The following is a 15,260-nucleotide window of genomic DNA, read 5'->3' on the forward strand; positions in this document are numbered from 1 at the left end:
ATCGCTGAATTTCAAGCTGTTCCCAACCATTCCCAATTGCCAACCTGCCAACGATGTGCACATAATCAAATTGCTTTCGATTGACTGCAGGACGGTATTCCCCAATCACGTTGGCGTAACCGATCCATCGCATGCGTCCTGAGGACACGGGAACGCGTGACGCTATTTCGATAACGCGGTTTGTCGATCACAAAGCCACCATGAACCAGCCAAAAATCAAAAGAGATCCCGAGGGTACACGCCGTCGCATCCTGCTCGCCGCCGCAGAGGAATTTGCCGCGGGCGGCTTGTTCGGCGCACGTGTCGACCAGATTGCACGCCGTGCCGAAACCAACGAGCGAATGCTCTACTATTATTTCGGCAGCAAGGAGCAGTTGTTCACGGCTGTGCTCGAACATGCATTCGCCGCACTCACCGAGGCTGAAAAGACGCTGGATCTCGATGGGATCGCACCCGTCGAAGCGATCACGCAACTGGCGCATTTCATCTGGAATTATTATCGTGAGCATCCCGAACTCTTGCGGCTCATCAATAACGAAAATCTGCACGAAGCCCGCTATATAAAGGGTTCCACGCGCATTCGGGAGTTGATATCGCCGGTGGTCGCCACGCTTGCGAAGATTCTCGAACGTGGTCAGCATGCCGGACTATTTCGCAATAACGTCGACCCGCTGCGTTTTTACGTGACTTTGTCGGGGCTCGGGTATTACATCGTATCGAATCGTTTCACGCTCGAAGCCACGTTCGGACTCGACTTCAGCCGCGACGCCGAACGCGATGAAATCATCAAGATGAACACGGAATTGCTGCTCGCGTATTTGTTGCGGCGCTGATGCATCGGGCCTGCTCGTCGCAGAGGGGCCCTCCAATGAAACACGCCGCGTAAAACGCGGCGTGCTGTGTCATGCCAATCAATTCCAGGCGGCTATTCCGTCAGACCGCGATCAGGCCGGGACAGCTTCCTTTTTCGGCGCCTTGTCGTGCGCGAGAATGAATTCGCGCAGTTGCGGATACACCATCGTGCGCCAGCGGCGTCCCGAGAAAATGCCGTAGTGGCCGGCCTTCTCCGCCATGTAGTGGCGTTTGTTCTTCGCCGCAATGCCGGTGCACAAGTCATGCGCAGCACGTGTCTGGCCGCTGCCTGAAATGTCGTCGAGTTCGCCTTCGATGGTCAGCAGTGCCGTGTTCTTGATGTCCTGCGGACGCACGAGCTCACCATTGACGTTCCACGTGCCTTCGGCCAGGCGGAACTCCTGGAACACAATGCGAATGGTGTCGAGGTAGTAGTCGGCGTCCATGTCGAGCACGGCGTTGTATTCGTCGTAGAAGCGGCGATGCTGCTCCGCATCTTCGTCGTCACCACGCATCAGGTTCTGATAGAAGTCCCAATGCGCCGTCACGTGCCGCTCCGGGTTCATGGCGACAAAACCGGCATGCTGCAGAAAGCCCGGATACACCTTGCGGCCTACACCCGGATAGTTCGCCGGCACCGTGTAGATCACGTTGTTCTCGAACCATTCGTATGAATGTTCACTCGCGAGCGAGTTGACCGACGTGGGGCTGCGACGCGCATCAATAGGGCCGCCCATCATGGTCATGGTGCGCGGCGTGTCTTCACCGCGGCTGGCCATCAGCGAGATAGCGGCCAGCACCGGCACGGTCGGCTGGCACACCGAGATCACGTGCAGGTCTTTCGCGCCAATATGGCGGATGAATTCCTGGATGTACTCCACGTAGTCGTCGAGATGGAACGACCCGTCTTCAAGCGGCACCATGCGGGCGTCGAGCCAGTCCGTCAGATAGACCTTGTGGTCGTGCAGCAGCGTTTTCACCGTGTCGCGCAACAGCGTGGAGTGGTGACCCGACAGCGGGGCGCACACCAGCACGATAGGTTCGGTCTTGAGTTCGGTGACGGTTGCGCTGTCGTCGGAGAAACGCTTGAAGCGGATCAGCCTGCAGAAGGGTTTTTCCAGCACGATCTGCTCGACGATAGGAATGGCATGGCCGTTCTTCTCGATCTGATGCAGTTCGAACTCGGGCTTTTCGTAATCCTTGCCCAGGCGGTACAGTAATTCGTAGCCGGCCGCGAGCCGCGTGGAACCGGGCACGTACGCGAGCGGGCTGGAAGGATTGGTGAACGACTTCGATGCCGCTTCCGCCCATGCCGTAAGGGGGCTCAACATGGCCCGCTGAAATTCGTGGAATTGATAGAGCATGTCTGACCTGTATAAATCCGGCTGCGCCCGTCTCCGGGAGCGTGTCCGGCGGTTGGCCTCTATCGGCGGTGGCGTCATGCCGGGTCAGGCTTTCGCTGGTTCCCGGCTCGGCGTGCAGTTCGTCGATTGCACCGCATTGCTGGTGCTGGCAGTTATTCGTTGTTGCTTGCGTTGTTGCTTGTTCGCTTCATGAGGGGTCGCAGGGAAGGGGGGCGGGACTGGGCATCAAGCCGGCGTTGCCTTCCGGGCTCAACACGGTTCTGGGCTCAACACGAAACAGCACACAAAACACATACCGGCTAAGCCGTGATCCAGACCCCATTCAAAATTTCAATTCACCGAACGACCGGTCGGAAAGCCTCTTCGATCATAGCCAAGAACGCGCTTTTGTGCAACGCAACATACGTGTTCTTTACCGCTATTCAGCATGAATTTAGCGTTGAAATCGTCAATTTCCGTTAATTATTCGAACAGCATTACGTTTTGCTTTCTTTTGCGAGCGTTGCGTCCGAGGGTTTGTCCTGACGCGACGCGGGCTGGCCCGTAGCCTTCGCCATGCCTTGTTCGTGGCGCATCAGGTTCATGCCGGTATGCACGAGCGCGACATGCGAGAACGCTTGCGGAAAATTACCAACCAGACGTTTCGCGACCGTGTCATATTCCTCGGCCAGCAGGCCGACGTCGTTGGCGAGACCGAGCAAACGCTCGAACATCGCGTACGCTTCCTCGTGGCGGCCCTGCAGCGCGAGATTGTCGACCAGCCAGAAGCTGCACGCCAGAAACGTGCCTTCCCCGGGCGGCAGTCCGTCCTGTACTTCCGTCGTGTGGTATCGCTTGACCAGCCCGTCATGGGTGAGATCACGCTCGATGGCGTGGACCGTGGAGATCACGCGTGGATCTTCGGGGGGCAGAAAGCCGAGCAGTGGAATCAGCAGCAAACTGGCATCGAGAGCGTCGCCGCCGTAAGTTTGCGCGAACGAGTTCATCGACGGATTCCAGCTTTTCTCGCATACGTCCGCATGAATGGTGTCGCGCACCGCGCGCCAGTGGTCGATCGGGCCTTCCAGGCTGAACTGTTCCGCCGATTTGATCGCGCGGTCGTAGGCGACCCACGCCATGACCTTCGAGAACGTGAATTGTTGACGGCCGCCGCGTGTTTCCCAGATGCCTTCGTCCGCTTCCTGCCAGATGGTGTCGAGATGATCGAGCATGGCGCGCTGGATCGACCATACGGTTTCATCGCTTTGGAGGCCGCCCACCCGCGCGAGATGCAGCGCGTTCATGACCTCGCCGTAGACATCGAGTTGCAACTGGTTGACCGCGCCGTTGCCAATGCGCACGGGCTTCGAGTTCTCGTAACCCGCCAGCCAGTCGACTTCCCATTCGGGCAAGCGCCGCTCGCCCGCAATGCCGTACATGATCTGCACCTGATCCGGCGACCCGGCCATCACGCGGCCAAGCCACGCCCGCCAGGCGCGCGCTTCATCGTAGTAACCGCTGCGCATCATCGCGAGGAGGGTGATGGTGGCGTCGCGTAACCAGCAGTATCGATAATCCCAGTTGCGCGTGCCGCCCAGTTGCTCAGGCAACGACGTGGTCGGCGCCGCGACAATACCGCCGGTCGGTTCGTAAGCGAGCGCCTTGAGCGTAATCAGCGAGCGGCGGATGGCCGGACCCCAGCGGCCGTCAAGATTGCTGCGTCCCGACCACTCCAGCCAGAAGTTCTCGGTGCGCGCGAACTGAGTATGGGGATCGAGTGCACGAGGCAGGTGCAAGTGCGATTGCGAATACACGAGCGAGAAGGGGACGCGCTCACCCTCACTCACGGTGAATTCGCCGACGGTGCGCATGTTCTCGCCGGTGAGCTCGATGGGCGTGCGCAACACGCACAGATCGGGACCGGCGATCGCGCGAATACCGCTTTCGTCGGGGAGCCGGCTGACCCAGGGGATGGAGGAGCCATAATCGAAGCGCAGCACCAGTTCCATTTTCATCTTCACCGTGCCGCGCCGGCCCACCACGATCCGCACAAGGTCGGACGCGCCGTCACGGACCGGCATGAAGTCGATGAGCGAAACCTTTCCGTCGGGCGTTTCGAAATCGGTTTCCAGGATCAGCGTATCGCCGCGATACCGGCGGGTGATGACCGGCGGCGGGGCGCCGTCGGGCAGGTCGGGCGTGATCAGCCAGCGGCCGTTTTCCGGCGTGCCCAAGAGGGCCGCAAAACACGCGCCGGAGTCGAAGCGCGGCCAGCACAGCCAGTCTATCGAACCCTCTTTTGAAATCAGGGCAGCGGTGTGACCATCGCCGACCAGGGCGTAGTCCTCAATCAGTGCGGGCATAGGCTAGGGGAGTGAGGTCGATGCGGCCGCAGTACAGGTGCCGCGTGGTTGGGGGAGGCCAGGCTGTTCCAGTCCTTCGAGTGTTCGATTATGAAGCGCATTCGCATTTCGCGTTTTCATGCGTACCGGTTGCAAGCTTCGGTCGCAAGCTCCAGTCCCTTACTCCCGGTGTAAGTGACCTTGCAGACGGCCGCGCAAAAGGCCTTGCAAAACCGCAAGCGCAGGAAGGTTGAAAAAACTTGTGACAAATGCCTAGAATGAATCTTCGCGCCTGACGGTTTTGCCGAAAGCAGTCACGTGGGTCCGTCGTACCGTGGTATAGGACCTGTTGATGCACGTCACGCGCTCCCTGCTTGCCTAACGTTTTCGAGGACATCGAAAGTGAAAGCCATGCTGAATCCGTCGAGAGCCGATTGCATCGCCATCCTGTCGGCCGCGAGCCACATCGTCGATCAAACCGCGCTCCTGGATCTCAATTACAAGAATCTCGGCCTGTCCCGCAACGGGATGGAGACCGCTGCGTCGTTCCTGATCGAACGCGCCTGTTTCACGCGGCATCGCGAGGTCGATGGGCGCACCGCCGTGGGCGGTTTGTCGCTGCAGGGCCGGATGCGGCTCGACCAGCTTGCCAATAACTGATACCGATTGCGCTGCAGCACGCAACGGCTTCGTTCAACGTCAGAACATTCTTAGCGCGGGATCGCGGATTGCGACCCCGCGTTCAGCGTTTGCTCGTCGTCGGAAGGTTCGGAACGTTCGGAACCTCGCTCCAATAACAGCGTCTTAAGGAGCGCGTGACGGCTAGCAGCGCGATGGCTGTGTTCGTGCCGAGGCCGTCAGAAATGTGTCGTGCTAAGTCCGAATACGCCGATCAGCCCGATGATGATCAGGTAAATCGCAACGATGAAGTTGAGCAGGCGCGGCACGATCAGGATCAGAATGCCCGCTATCAGCGCAACCAGCGGTCCAAGGCTCAGATGGATATTCATGGCGACTCCTTGTTGATTTTTTGATGGGAATTGGTTTGCATCATTCGGTTTGCATCATGCGCCGAAGCAGTGACCGGTGACAATTGGGACAATCGGGCGCTTGTCCACGGCTCATATAACCTGAAACAAGCCGTAATAACGAACGATCAGGAGGCTGTATGTATTTGGCGGATCTCACCCATTTCTCTCGTTTGACGCGTTTGACATGTCGTTTTCCTCATTTTCCTTCCACGCTCCGTGTCCGGGGCTTCGCTTCCACGCAAACATCGTGCCGCGCCGCCGGGCCGGCGCGTTTAAAGCAGTCCGGACGGTCGCGATTGATGTCGAAAGGTGTCGCGGCGGGTGTTGCCGCGAGCGTTGCCGCTGTGTTGTCGCTGGCTGCCGCCCAAGCCTTCGCACAAGGGGCGGGTACGGCCGCCGCCACCGGCACGTCAGCGACTTCCGGCGCTGCCGATAACGGTGTATTCGACTTGCTCGTGGGCACGTACACCGGCAGCGGCAAGAGCGAGGGTCTCTATGTGTACCGGTTCGACACGGGCACCGGTGCGATCACGCGCCTTTCATCCGCGCAGGCGGTGAATCCGTCGTATCTCGTGGTGAGCCACGATCGGCAGCATGTCTACGCGGTCAACGAGCTTCCCGGCGATAACGGTCCCGCTTCTCAACGCGGCGGCGTCAGCGCATTCCGCTTCGATCCGCCGAGCGGGCAGCTCACCTTCGTGAACCGCGTCTCTTCCGATGGCAACGATCCCGCGTATCTCGCTTTATCGCCGGATGGCCGTTATTTGCTGACCGCCAACTACTCGGTGGCATCGAATCCGGGCGGCAGCTTTGCCGTGTTTCCACTGGAAGGTGACCGGGTTGATCCATCGGTACTCACCGTGCATCACGACGGCAGCGGTCCCGTGAAAGGGCGCCAGGACAATTCGCATGTGCACTCCACGGTGTTTTCGCCCGATGGCCGTTACCTGTTCGCGCAGGACCTGGGTGCGGACAAGATCTATTCATATAGATACACGCCCGACGGCAGCCGCGGTTTGTTCGGGCCGACCGAGTCGCGTTATACGCTCGTGAAACCGGGTTCCGGGCCGCGCCACCTGATCTTCGATCAAGCCGGCAAACATGCGTACCTCACAACCGAAATGAGTGCGTCGGTGTCGGTGTACGACTATGACGACGGCAAGCTCACGCTAAGGCAAACCCTGCCGATGACCGCGCCCGGTTTCAAGGGCAAGGTGGGCGGCAGCGCGATCCATCTGTCGCCGGACGGCCGTTTCCTCTATGCCACCAATCGCGGCGATGCGAACGAACTCCTGACCTTCGCCGTGAATCCGTCCGATGGCCATCTCAAGCTGCTCAACCGGCGTTCGACGCTCGGCAAGTCGCCGCGCGAATTTGCCATCGATCCGACCGGACGCTGGCTGATCGTCGGCAACCAGGACAGCGACAGCGTCTACTTTTTCCGGCGCAATCCGGACACGGGCGAACTTGCTTCCGATCCGAAGCGCCTGGAGATTGGTTCACCGGTCGATTTCAAGTTCGTTTCGCCATCCTGAGGATTTTTTATTCAACTGTGCGGGTCGTCGGGGGTTCGCGGCTTGCACAGGTTTTCTGGCTTTTTCCTGGTTCTTTCTTGGTTTTTAAGTAACGTGGTTTTTGTTTAACTGGTAAGGCCGGGGTTGTCCCGGTATCGAAGGAATTCAACGTTGAACATTACGTCAGTAGTTGGTAGCGAGTCGGGTCCTACCGCTCGCAGTACGGAGCAGGACGCACCCACACCACCGGGTTTTATCTGCGCGTTCCGGTTTGCCGGCGCGGAGGCCTTACGGCTGTCGTGGGATGAAGCGCGTCGCGAGATCGCGGGCGACGGTCCGACGTGGCTGCATTTGAGCGCAAACGACGACACCGTCGAAAGCTGGCTGACCGGCGTGACCGCCATGCCCGATGTCGCCCGCGAATTCCTGAACGGTGAGGACAAGCGCCCGCGCGTGCACATGGGCGGGACGTTCATGTACGGCGTCGTGGCGGATCTGGAGCGCGTCGCGGAGACCCCGGACGCCGATCCGAACGCGCAGGCCACGCGCCGGGCGACAGGCGCGCTGCGCTTTTACGTCGATAAGAACCGCATGATCACGGTGCGCGCGCAGCCGCTTCAATCCACCGACCGGCTGCGTCATGCTGTGCTCGAAGGCGCCGTGTTCCGGGATACCGTCGATCTTTTCGCCGGCCTGATTCGCGCGTTGAACGAGACGTTCGCGGATCGTATCGATGAAATCGGCGATCGGCTCGATGACGTCGAGGAGGGCGTGCTCGACGGTCGTCATTCGAACTGGCGCGCGGAGCTGGGGTCGGTGCGCAGGCGGCTGGTGGAAGTGAAGCGGTTTGTGGATCCTGAGCGCAACGCGCTGACGCAACTGGTTCTGCGGCGGCTGGAGTGGGCAGAGCCCCGGTCGATGGAAACGCTGATCCAGGCAATTCAGGTGCTCAACGGGCTGGCTGCCGGACTCGAGGCGCAATACGAACGCTCGAAGTTGCTGCAGGACGAGATTGCCGCGTTGCTCTCGGAGGACATCAACCGCAAGCTGCTGTGGCTCGCGGTCATGTCCGCGTTGCTGATGCCCGCAACGCTTGTGTCCGGTATCTTTGGCATGAACGTGGCCGGGCTGCCCGGCACGCACGATACCTATTCGTTCTTGATCGTGATGGGCGTGATGGCCGTTTGCGCCGCCTTCACGCTGTATTTGTTGCGGCGCTTCCGGTTGTGGTGAGGTGAGATGAGATGGCCAGGGCCCAGGTTATGGTTTCGCAACCTTGCCCGCGCCCCGGTCATCTGATAACGGCTTATTCCGCCGGTCCCGGTGCGAGCACTTCGCGGTTTCCGTTCGTGCTCATCGGTGAAACAAGGCCCGCTGTTTCCATCTGTTCGACGAGCCGCGCTGCGCGGTTATAGCCAATGCGCAATTGCCGCTGCACTGACGAAATCGATGCCCGGCGCGTGCGCAACACGAACGATACGGCTTCGTCGTAGAGCGGATCGGCTTCGGCATCCGGCGTGTCGCCGAACAGGTCCGGCGTGCCACCTTCGGGCGTCGGTCCCGACAAGATCCCTTCCTCGTACTCCGGTTCGCCGAACTGCTTCAGATATTCCACCACGCTATGCACTTCCTCGTCCGCGACAAACGCGCCATGCACGCGTTGCGGATAACCCGTGCCGGGCGGCAGGAACAACATATCGCCTGCGCCGAGCAATGACTCCGCGCCCATCTGGTCGAGGATCGTGCGCGAATCAATCTTCGATGACACCTGAAACGCCACCCGCGTCGGAATGTTCGCCTTGATCAGCCCGGTGATCACATCCACCGACGGCCGCTGCGTCGCGAGAATCAGGTGAATGCCGGCGGCGCGCGCCTTTTGCGCCAGCCGCGCGATCAACTGCTCGATCTGCTTGCCGGCGACCATCATCAAGTCGGCTAGCTCGTCGATCACGACCACGATCATCGGCAGCTTGGCGAGCGGTTCGGGTGCGTCGGGCGTGAGCGAAAACGGGTTCGTCAGCTTCTTGCCCGCGGCTTCGGCATTGCGGATTTTCTGGTTGAAACCCTGCAGATTGCGCACGCCTACCGCCGACATCAGCTTGTAGCGCTTCTCCATTTCCCCGACACACCAGTTCAGCGCGTTCGCGGCCAGCTTCATGTCGGTGACCACCGGCGCGAGCAGATGCGGAATGCCTTCGTACACGGACAGTTCCAGCATCTTCGGGTCGATCATGATCAGGCGTACGTCTTCCGGTTTCGCCTTGTAAAGCAGCGACAGGATCATCGCGTTGATCGCCACCGATTTGCCCGAACCCGTCGTGCCCGCGACCAGCATGTGCGGCGCGCGCGCGAGGTCAGTTACGACCGGATTGCCGACGATGTCCTTGCCCATCGCGATCGTGAGGAACGACTTCGAGTCGCGATAAACGTCGGCTTCCAGGATTTCGGAGAGCCGGATCATCTGCCGTTTGGCGTTCGGCAATTCGAGTCCCATGCAGGTCTTGCCGGGAATCGTCTCGACCACGCGGATGGATGTCAGCCCGAGTCCGCGCGACAGGTCCTTCATCAAGCCGACGATCTGGCTGCCGCGCACGCCTAGCGCCGGTTCGACTTCGAAGCGCGTGATGACCGGTCCCGCCGATGCACCGACCACGGTCACCGGTACCTTGAATTCCTGCAGGCGCTGCTCGATCAACTGGCCCGTTTCGGCGAGATGTTGTTCGGAGACCGGTTCGACTTCGTCGGATGCGGGTTCGAGGAGGTCGAGGCCGGGGAGATCGACGGCCGACGCCGCGGGCGCGTGGAACTCGAATTCGGTCGCGATGAAACCGCGCACCGGCGGGCGGGAATCGGATTGCTGCGGGGTTGTTTCAGGCGCGGGAGCCGGGGTCGCGTCCGCATTGGCACTCGCGTCCGCGTTCGCAATGGCGCGCGGAAAATGGACAATGTTCGAAGCGTGGTTGTAGTTCGGGCCTGCTTGTGCTTCGGTCGCGGTTTTCCATTCCGTTTGCGCCGTTCGGTCGGTTGGCGTTTGCGTTTGTGCCGCGTATTCGTTCGGAGCGAGAGAGGCGGGCGGGGTATCGATGCTGGTTTCGACGTTTGCGTTCGTTTCGTCGGGCGCGGCATGTGGCGTATCGACGTCGCTTAACGGCGCACGTGCGGCGCCCAAATCTGCTTGCCACGGCGGCGTGTGTGCCTGACCCGTGGACGTAGTTGCGGGGCTTCCAGATAACGACGATGCCGGTGTCGCCGGGACGATGTCATGCGTCGTCTGCACAGGGTGCGTTTGCCCGGCGCGGACGGCCCACGGCGGGAGATCGGCGAGGTGAACTGGCGTTTGCATGGATGGTGACGTATTGGGCGACGTCGTCGTGCTCGGCGTTGTCGGTTCCAAGAGCGTAGATGAACCGTTCAGGTCACGGGTTTCGATCGACGCGGAACCGTTCGATGGGTTGAGCGCGGCATTGCCTGCAATGGCGGAAGAGGCCAGATGCGCGGTTCCATCGATGTCGGCCGGCCATATCGGATCCGACGTCTGATTCTTGGTCTCGTCGCTATCGGTGGGCTGCACGGGCAGGTTCGACAACGGGTTCGAGCGTACATCGACGGATTGCGTCGTGACCGGGGCGGTCGCCGGTGTTTGTTCGATACCGTTATCGTGCGCTGTCGGTGATACGGGATAGGGCAGGGCGCCGTTGTTGTGGATGTCTGCGTTGCTCGTGCTTGCATCCGTGCCGGTCTCCGGCTGCGTTGGCTCGCGCACGATAGTCTGGGCGGCAGAGGCGAAGGTGTAGCCATCGCGTAACGAAGCGCTGGACGAATACGTGCCCGCAACACTCGATGCCGCCAGCGACGCAACGCCTTCCGCCGTTCCCGGCTGGTCGGCCTGGTTCGCGGACGGGTTGGTTATCGACGACGGAGTAGTCGTGCCCGACGTCGGGGACGAATCGGAGATGATTGTGGTCTTCTCAAGATCCGTCGCGTTCGGTGTTGGTGTGTTGGGGGTTGCATGACTCGCGAGACCCGCACTTACCAACGATGCAGAAACAGCCGGGGGCGCAAATGCCGACGCCGGAGAAGCTAGGGGCGTGGTGATAGCTGAGGACGCTGGAGGAGCGGAACCCACGGGGCTAGCCGAAGCGGCCAGCGCGTCGGAAGCACCCGAAGCGTTCAACGCCGCTGCATCGTGTCCGTTAGCTGCGCCGCTTGTATCTGGCAACGCTCCCGCTTCCCGCGCTGTATCAACGCCACCTGCGCGCGTGGTCCATTGCGCCGTGCTTTGCTCGATGGAGCGCAGCGTCTCCTTTATCCGTTCAGGTGCTGGCGGTGGACCGGCAGGTTTGGCGGGAACAGCCGCGAATGCCGTTGTCGCAGCAAAAAAAGAGTCGCTCGATACTCCCGGAGGAACCGATTTGCCGCCGGTAGGGTTCATCGATGTATTGCGCGAAGCGGCGTGGGAAACACCGGAGGAACCCGGCGCACGAATAGCGCCCGGCGTGCTCCGGTTCAGCAATGGACGCGATACGTCTGGAAGCCGTGACGCGGCAGCATCCACGGGGCGGTCCGTTCCCCGCGTTGCCGATGTCCGGGCCGCATTCGGCGGCACGGCACTTGCCGTTTCCCCGGTACCCGCCGCACTCCCGATCCGCGTGACGCTACCCGATCCCGCGCTCGTCGCCGCCTCGGGCGCGTTCACGCTTGCCGTCCTTTCCCGCGTTCCCGACGACGATCCCGACTCCGGGCCGCTCTTTAGCCAGCCCGCCGGTGCGATCGGTTCGAGCGGCTCCCGAGGTCCTGTTCCGCGACCGCTGTGCGAAGCGGCAGGGCGTGCATCGGGGAAGCGGTCCGAATAGCTGTCTTTGCCGGCGCTCGGTTCACGATGTGTCGACGACAAGGGTTCAACCGGCCGCGCAGCCTCGGGCCCGCGCAGCAGCCGCTCGGCGTCGCTGCGCCGTGCAGGCTGCGGACGCCAGACGGTCGGCCGCTGATAACGACTGCTTGGGCGTTGCGTTGCAGTCGGCAAGCCGAGTGCCGGAGCATCGTGCGAGGTTCTACCAGAAGTCGTGACACCGCTCCCAACCGTGCTCCCCGCCTTGAAGCTGCCGAGACCCGCGCTCGCTCCCCGCGTTTGCGCGTTGTCGCGCGATGCCCGGGCACGCGATGGTTTCTCTCGGACCGACCGTTCCCGTGGCGTGAACCACTCGGGTTTGAGGCCCAGGCCGAATGCGCCGTTTGCCCAGCCAAGGGTCTCGCGCCATTGGAACCCGCAGAGCCACGGCAAGCTGATGAGAAACACAATGGCCGCACCGGCACCCACGCTCAGCGCAGCCCGCGTGCTCACGACGCCGGCCTGTCCGCCCAGGCCGAGCAACAGCGCGTGGCCGAGATGGTCGACGTCGGCTGCGAATGCGAACGAATGAAACAGGGCGGCTTCTAGCGCGCAGCTCGCGAGGAGCACGCAGAAGAAACCGAGCCAGAGCCGGATCGTGCCCGGACCGCGCAGGCCGCCGCCGTTGGGGAGAACGGACTTGACGATGCGCCAGAGAAGGGGGATGAACCAGACGGCCGAAGCACCGAACCAGCCGAAAACTACCGTGTGCATGCAAGGAACCAGGAATGATGTAAGCGATGTGAGCAGCGAACCCAGGCTCAGACAAATATGAATCAGTACCGCCGAGTTTAACCGCCATGAACGCGGCGAGGGCGGGCGGTGGTCAAGCGATCAAGCATTCGGCCGCAGGTGACGATTGATGCATCGAGACAGTGTTGGCTGGGTCAGGCGAGCGTTCATATTCCATTTCAAAGACGCACAGCCAAACGAAAAACCAACGCGCTTAACGACGTCAAACGACGTCAAGCGCCAGGATGCCAAATGCCCTGACTCGACCGGGCGCCAACGTCCAACAGACTCCGTGACGACCGCCTGAAACGCAACCGCCTTTTCCTCAACCTCCACCCTCAAAAACCTCAACCCTTCAAACCGGCCTTCATCGATCTCAAGGTTGCGCGCCTCGTGTGAACGTCATCACGTCGCCGTTCTTGAGCGTGATCTGCAATTGTTGCGGCGGCTGCATTTGCACGCCGGTTTTTTCGATATCCGTCAGGCCCTGGAGGAACGGTTGTTCGAGCGCGCTGCCCGGTCCCGGCGCGCAAGCCATCCGCGTGCTGGCAAGGGGGCCGAAGGACAGCTCGCCGCCAGCCAGATCATAGGTGCCGGTGAAACGGTTGCAGCCGGAAAAGCCGTTCGCCTTGCGTTGGCCGCCTAGCGTCGAAAAGTTCAGGGTGATCGGCGCTCCGCCCGCGCTGCCGCCAGCGGCGCCAGCCGGACTGGCCGGAACCGGGCGCGTCTTGCCGTCGGCATTGGTCCAACTGGTGAGTTGCCATTGGGTATCGTCGAGAAGCTGGGTCGCGGCCGGGTTGTAAGGATCGGTCGGCGGCGCGGCGCTGTCCGGATGTGTCGGCATCGTGCAACCTGCCAACGCCGCACCGAAAGCGAGAGTCACGATCGACATCACGGCTGCCAATGAGGGCCTGGAACGCGGGAACGCAGCATGGACCCGGCTGCGCGCCGAAACACGCGCAGGTTGCGAACGGGAGGGCTGCATCGACATGGAATTTCCTTGGAGCTGGCAAAACCGTAAGGGTATCGCACTCGTCCCAAGATTGACCAAGGCAGATTGCGGCAAAGTCATTGCAACATGTAAAGAAAGGTTAGCGCGACCGCTCGTTCGATCGCACCAAAGCCGCCGTGCAGGCGGCCGCCGCGCAACGCCGCTATCATCCCGGATCCGCCAGCCCGCGCCCGAAAACACAACACCGATCGCGTCCGGAAAAGGGTCCGCGTGTTAACATCGCGGGCTTGACAGGCCTCTTTTTCTGGAGCATCCATGCAGAGCGCGAAGTCCGCTGCGTCCGCCGTTTCTTCCCCTCAATCCGGCATGCAGCCGATGCAGCAGCCGGCGAAAATCGGCACGCCGCTCACGCCCGGCGCGACGCGCGTGATGCTGCTCGGCGCGGGCGAACTCGGCAAGGAAGTGATCATCGCGTTGCAGCGGCTCGGCGTGGAGACGATTGCGGTCGACCGTTACGCCGATGCCCCGGGTCATCAGGTCGCGCATCGCTCGTATGTGATCGACATGACCGACGGCGCGGCGTTGCGCGCGTTGATCGAAGCTGAACGGCCACATTTGATCGTGCCGGAGATCGAGGCCATCGCAACCGATACCCTCGCTGAAATCGAAGCCGAGCGGCTCGCCGTCGTGATCCCGACCGCGCGCGCGACGCAACTCACGATGAACCGCGAAGGCATTCGCCGTCTCGCCGCCGAAACGCTCGGCCTGCCGACGTCGCCGTATGCGTTCGCCGAGTCGCTGGACGAGATGACGGCGGCCATCGGCAAGATTGGTTTTCCGTGTGTGGTGAAGCCGGTGATGTCGTCCTCGGGCAAGGGGCAGTCCGTGCTCAAAAGCGCCGCGGATATCGAACCGGCGTGGCAGCACGCCATGGCCGGCGGCCGCGTCAATCATGGGCGTGTGATCGTGGAAGGGTTTATCGACTTCGAGTACGAGATCACGCAGCTCACCGTGCGCGCGGTCAGCCCGGAAACGGGCGATCTGCAGACGTATTTCTGCGAGCCGATCGGCCATGTCCAGGTGGCGGGCGACTATGTGGAATCGTGGCAACCGCAGGCAATGAGCATCGCGGCGCTCGCCAAATCGCGCGATGTCGCGGCAAAAGTTACGACGGCGCTGGGCGGCCGCGGATTGTTCGGGGTCGAATTGTTCGTGCGCGGCGACGACGTCTGGTTTTCCGAAGTCAGCCCGCGACCGCATGACACGGGTCTGGTCACGCTTGCTACGCAGCGCTTCTCCGAATTCGACCTGCACGCGCGCGCGATCCTCGGTCTTCCCGTCGATACAACCTTGCGCGCGCCGGGTGCGTCGGCGGTGATTTATGGCGGACTGGACGAAGCGGGCGTCGCATTCGAAGGCGTTGCTGACGCGCTCGCCGTGCCCGATTCGGACCTGCGCCTGTTCGGCAAACCGGAAAGCTTCGCGAAGCGCCGCATGGGCGTTGCGCTTGCAACTGGACGCGATACCGACGAAGCGCGGGAACGCGCGAAACTGGCCGCGTCTAAGGTAAGACCCGTCTCCACTCGATGACGGCAACACGCCGCTC

The 15,260-nt window shown here is 61.6% G+C and carries 10 protein-coding genes; 5 read left to right on the plus strand and 5 right to left on the minus strand.

What is annotated here, in order from left to right:
* The first annotated feature begins 200 nt into the window (after window positions 1-200).
* Entirely contained in the window at window positions 201-833 is a 633-nt protein-coding gene (locus tag ACSQ8V_RS05260; protein WP_213763475.1) for a TetR/AcrR family transcriptional regulator, read from the plus strand.
* A gap of 111 nt (window positions 834-944) precedes the next feature.
* Here ACSQ8V_RS05260 and ACSQ8V_RS05265 read toward each other — a convergent pair whose 3' ends face one another.
* A complete protein-coding gene (locus ACSQ8V_RS05265) occupies window positions 945-2,216 on the minus strand; it encodes a polyhydroxyalkanoate depolymerase (protein ID WP_436205085.1) in 1,272 nt (423 codons plus the stop codon).
* Between the two features lie 476 nt (window positions 2,217-2,692).
* Window positions 2,693-4,558 carry a glycoside hydrolase family 15 protein gene (locus ACSQ8V_RS05270; RefSeq protein WP_436205086.1) on the minus strand — a complete coding sequence of 622 codons (1,866 nt, stop codon included), beginning with the start codon at window positions 4,556-4,558 and terminating at the stop codon, window positions 2,693-2,695.
* Window positions 4,559-4,948: 390 nt separating this feature from the next.
* On the opposite strand from ACSQ8V_RS05270, the gene ACSQ8V_RS05275 reads away from it, so the two are divergent.
* Window positions 4,949-5,197 carry a hypothetical protein gene (locus ACSQ8V_RS05275; protein ID WP_213763539.1) on the plus strand — a complete coding sequence of 83 codons (249 nt, stop codon included), beginning with the start codon at window positions 4,949-4,951 and terminating at the stop codon, window positions 5,195-5,197.
* A gap of 197 nt (window positions 5,198-5,394) precedes the next feature.
* Here ACSQ8V_RS05275 and ACSQ8V_RS05280 read toward each other — a convergent pair whose 3' ends face one another.
* Window positions 5,395-5,547 carry a DUF3096 domain-containing protein gene (locus tag ACSQ8V_RS05280; RefSeq protein WP_075645423.1) on the minus strand — a complete coding sequence of 51 codons (153 nt, stop codon included), beginning with the start codon at window positions 5,545-5,547 and terminating at the stop codon, window positions 5,395-5,397.
* A 320-nt stretch (window positions 5,548-5,867) separates the two neighbouring features.
* On the opposite strand from ACSQ8V_RS05280, the gene ACSQ8V_RS05285 reads away from it, so the two are divergent.
* Both ACSQ8V_RS05285 and ACSQ8V_RS05290 read left to right on the plus strand, forming a co-directional pair.
* Window positions 5,868-7,103: a lactonase family protein gene (locus ACSQ8V_RS05285; protein ID WP_436205087.1), complete on the plus strand. Its 1,236-nt coding sequence runs from the start codon at window positions 5,868-5,870 to the stop codon at window positions 7,101-7,103.
* A 150-nt stretch (window positions 7,104-7,253) separates the two neighbouring features.
* Window positions 7,254-8,315: a transporter gene (locus ACSQ8V_RS05290; protein WP_218627210.1), complete on the plus strand. Its 1,062-nt coding sequence runs from the start codon at window positions 7,254-7,256 to the stop codon at window positions 8,313-8,315.
* Between the two features lie 73 nt (window positions 8,316-8,388).
* Here the strand turns inward: ACSQ8V_RS05290 and ACSQ8V_RS05295 are convergent, their stop codons facing one another.
* The gene (locus ACSQ8V_RS05295; protein WP_436205088.1) at window positions 8,389-12,684 is read right to left on the minus strand and encodes a DNA translocase FtsK; all 4,296 of its coding nucleotides are present in this window, start codon (window positions 12,682-12,684) and stop codon (window positions 8,389-8,391) included.
* 394 nt (window positions 12,685-13,078) lie between these two features.
* Window positions 13,079-13,693, minus strand: a complete 615-nt coding sequence (locus ACSQ8V_RS05300) for an META domain-containing protein (RefSeq protein WP_436205089.1) — start codon at window positions 13,691-13,693, stop codon at window positions 13,079-13,081.
* Between the two features lie 336 nt (window positions 13,694-14,029).
* Here ACSQ8V_RS05300 and purT point away from each other — a divergent pair, with 336 nt between their 5' ends.
* Complete coding sequence (gene purT / locus ACSQ8V_RS05305; protein WP_436206597.1) at window positions 14,030-15,244, plus strand: formate-dependent phosphoribosylglycinamide formyltransferase; 1,215 nt, start codon at window positions 14,030-14,032, stop codon at window positions 15,242-15,244.
* Window positions 15,245-15,260 lie beyond the last annotated feature (16 nt).

The sequence above is a fragment of the Caballeronia sp. LjRoot31 genome, from assembly GCF_964253885.1.
Classification (GTDB): Bacteria; Pseudomonadota; Gammaproteobacteria; order Burkholderiales; family Burkholderiaceae; genus Caballeronia.